The organism is Mesorhizobium sp. P3_A9 (assembly GCF_056402975.1).
In genome coordinates this window covers 1-3433 of the sequence record NZ_JBFUGJ010000491.1, presented here as the reverse complement: position 1 = coordinate 3433, position 3433 = coordinate 1, and the positions used below count along the sequence as shown (strand labels likewise).

Below are 3433 nucleotides of genomic sequence, written 5' to 3'. Positions count from 1 at the left end.
CCCATACTCTGAAGGCATGGAGTTCTCTGGGATTAGCGACGCAATGGCATAGCTACGACGCCAGAGACCTTAATTTTAGCGGAATTTTTGAAGACAGATTCGGTCACGAAATCAGATTCTCGATGACTTTCAAGCTCGCATATGGCGGCCCCATAAGATTGTGGTTCCAATTTCCTTACTATTCGGAAGGTGATCCGACGCACCTAAACCTCTTGATTCTTTCGGGCTGGTTTGTGTGTCAGGACCTCCGTTTGCCCGAAGAACCCGATCTTAAATGGATCGTCGGTAAAAGCAGGACAAACTTCGACGCCGTCGACGGCGTCTTGGCCATAGTGCGGGCAATCCTCAGCTATTTGCGGCCCACGCTTCAGTAGCCAGCCTGCCACCGCTGCTCGACCCTCGGCAGGCTCGCGCCGCCATCGACACATGCTTAAGACGCGCCAAACGCGTCTCGCTTTCAGGGTCTTTCCACCAATTTTTGAAGAATTTGGTGGGTGCGCACAGGATTGAACTGTGGACCCGCTGATTAAGAGTCAGCTGCTCTACCAACTGAGCTACGCACCCACTCGGCCGGCAAAAACCGGCGTTGGCGGGCATATAGCCGCCACCATCGGTCATGTCTAGCCCTGCCGGAATCATTTCCCGACAAATCGCTGAAGTGCCGCACGTCTCAGACGAACAGTCTGCCTTCCGCCACCTTCACCGCATGGCCGCCAATGCGCGCCGAGGCCAGTTTTCCGGCCTGCACGGTCAGTTCGAGGCGGATGCGCGACGGCCGGCCCATCTCCAGGCCCTGCTCGATCCACAGCTGTGAAATGCCATCGGTCGGGCCGTCGAAATGCATGATGGCACCGGCAAAGGCGGCCGCTGCCGAACCCGTCGCCGGATCTTCGTACGAAGGTGTGCCGGGCACGATCATGCGCACATGGAAGGCGCTTTCGTGGTTCACCGTCTCGCGGCAATAGACATAGGGGCTGGCGAAGGCCCAGTCGCTCTTGCGCGGCGCCAGTTCCGACCACGCCTGGTTGTCCAGCTTGACCCGTCCGGCCGCTTCGAGGTTGGCGACCGGRATGGTCACATAGGGCACRCCSGCCGACCAGAASGMSACSCGGTGATTCTCGAAGCCGATYTCATGCGGCGCCAGGCCAAGGGCGGCACCGATCGCCTGCGGATCGGCCTCCAGCTTCAGTGGCTCCGGCAATTTCGCCAGGTCGAACTCGGCAAAGGTCGCGCCATCATGCGTGCTGACGGCGCAGCGCACCGGGCCGATGTTTTCTTCCAGCACGAAGATGCCGGCCCCACCCTCGCCGGAGAGTTCCGCAAGCGCGATTGCCGACCCCACCGTCGGATGGCCGGCGAACGGCATTTCATAGTCGGGCGTAAAGATGCGGATGCGGTTTTTATGCTTGGGATTGTCCGGCGGCAGCACAAAGACCGACTCGGACAGATTGAATTCGCGCGCGATGGCCTGCATCGCTGCCGTGTCCAGACCTTTGCAATCCAACACCACCGCCAGCGGATTTCCGGCCAGTCGCTCGGTCGTGAACACATCGTAAAGCAAGTAATTCCGGGTTTGCATTCCTGCCTCAATCCCAACATGGGCGAAATTTAATTTGATATTTGAACCAGTAAGCCTGATCTGTGCACAGATAGGGACGTTACGCATCATAGGGGTCCGACGTGGACCAAATTGTCAATCTGCCAAAGACGGAATCGGATTCCGCCATCGAGACGGCGCTCGGCCTCGATAAAAACGGGCGGAGCAAGTCGCGCCGGCGTGGCTGGCTCTATGCGTTGCTGACCCTGATCGTGCTTGCCGCCGGCCTTGGCCTCTACCAGTGGTATGCGGGCACGCCGGCAAGGATTGATTACACCACAACCCCCGCCGCCAAGGCCGACCTCACCGTCCAGGTGTCGGCGACGGGCACGCTGCAGCCGCTCACCCAGGTCGACATTTCAAGCGAATTGTCCGGCATCATCCGCTCGGTCTCCGCCGAGGAGAACCAGCAGGTCAAGAAGGGCGACGTCCTGGCGACACTCGATACGGTGAAACTCGAGGTCCAGATCGAACGCGCCGAGGCATCCGCCAAGGGCGCCGCTGCCAATGTCGAAGACGCCACGGTGACGCTGGCCGAGAACGAAAGCGCGCTGGTACGCGCGGCGGCCTTGACAAAACGCGGCATGGCGACCGACCAGTCGCTCGAGGCGGCAACCGCGACGCGCGACCGCGCCAAGGCGGCGCTCGACAGTGCGCAAGCCAATCTCGCCATCGCCCAGGCCGACCTCAAGGCGCAGCAGACCGACCTTGCCAAGAGCACGATCTACGCGCCGATCGACGGCATCGTGCTGACGCGTTCGGTCGACCCCGGCCAGACCGTTGCCTCCTCGCTGCAGGCGCCGGTGCTGTTCATCATCGCCGCTGATTTGCGGAACATGGAACTGGTGGCGGCGGTCGACGAAGCCGACATCGGCGCCGTCAAGTCCGGTCAGCACGCGCGTTTCACGGTCGATGCCTTCCCGGACCGGCCGTTCGATGCCGAGATCCGCGACATCTCCTATGCCTCGGTCACGACAGATGGCGTTGTCACCTACAATGCGCGGCTCGAGGTCGACAACAACGAGCTGTTGCTGCGCCCCGGCATGACAGCCACCGTTTCGGTCGTCACGAGGGAAGCCAAGGGCGTGCTCACCGTGCCCGCCACGGCCTTCCGCTACCGCCCGGTGCAGCAGGCGGCCCGTGGCTGGAGCCTGAGCGACCTGTTCACCGGCCGTATGGGTCGTCCCGGCGGCAATCGCCAGCGCCAGGCCGCGACCGCCCCCACCGATGGCTCGCGCACGCTCTATGTGCTGGAGAACGGCCGGCCGCATGCGGTCAACGTCAAGGTCGGCTCGACCGATGGCGAACTGACCGAGATCACGTCCGGCCTGGAAGAAGGCGCCCAGGTCATCACCGCCTCGCAGCCGCGGAGCTGACCCGTGGCCGCGGGTGGTGCCCTCATCACCTTTGACAAGGTCTGGAAAAGCTACGGCCAGGGCGAGGCCCGGGTGCATGCGCTGGCGGGCGTCGACCTTGCCATCAGGCGCGGCGAGTTCGTCGCCATCATGGGCCCGTCCGGTTCCGGCAAGTCGACGGCAATGAACATCATCGGCTGCCTCGACACACCGACGGCCGGCACCTACTCCTTCATGGGTGTCGATGCCGGCCGGCTCGATCGCAACCGCCGCGCCATGCTGCGCAACCTCTATGTCGGCTTCGTCTTCCAGGGCTACAATCTGCTGGCGCGCACCACGGCGGCCGAAAACGTTGAACTGCCGCTGATCTATCGTGGCGTGGCTAGCCGCGAGCGCCGCGACCTTGCCATGCAAGCGCTGGCCCAGGTCGGGCTTGTCGGCCGCGAGCATCACACGCCAGCCGAACTCTCCGGCGGCCAGC

General features: G+C 62.8%; 4 protein-coding genes and 1 tRNA gene. 3 read left to right on the top strand and 2 right to left on the bottom strand.

All coding sequences use genetic code 11. From position 1 onward, the window contains the following. A partial coding sequence (locus AC1DX0_RS33155) for a hypothetical protein (RefSeq protein WP_477358588.1) occupies positions 1-374 on the top strand: 374 nt, incomplete at its 5' end. A gap of 114 nt (positions 375-488) precedes the next feature. Here AC1DX0_RS33155 and AC1DX0_RS33150 read toward each other — a convergent pair. Together AC1DX0_RS33150 and AC1DX0_RS33145 are read right to left on the bottom strand one after the other, a co-directional pair. Then, a tRNA-Lys gene (locus tag AC1DX0_RS33150) sits at positions 489-564 on the bottom strand. A 106-nt stretch (positions 565-670) separates the two neighbouring features. Beyond that, complete coding sequence (locus AC1DX0_RS33145; RefSeq protein WP_477358586.1) at positions 671-1579, bottom strand: PhzF family phenazine biosynthesis protein; 909 nt, start codon at positions 1577-1579, stop codon at positions 671-673. 101 nt (positions 1580-1680) lie between these two features. On the opposite strand from AC1DX0_RS33145, the gene AC1DX0_RS33140 reads away from it, so the two are divergent. Then, positions 1681-2973: an efflux RND transporter periplasmic adaptor subunit gene (locus tag AC1DX0_RS33140; protein WP_477222056.1), complete on the top strand. Its 1293-nt coding sequence runs from the start codon at positions 1681-1683 to the stop codon at positions 2971-2973. A gap of 3 nt (positions 2974-2976) precedes the next feature. Continuing rightward, positions 2977-3433 (top strand): ABC transporter ATP-binding protein (locus tag AC1DX0_RS33135; RefSeq protein WP_477358584.1); only part of this gene is annotated, 457 nt, incomplete at its 3' end.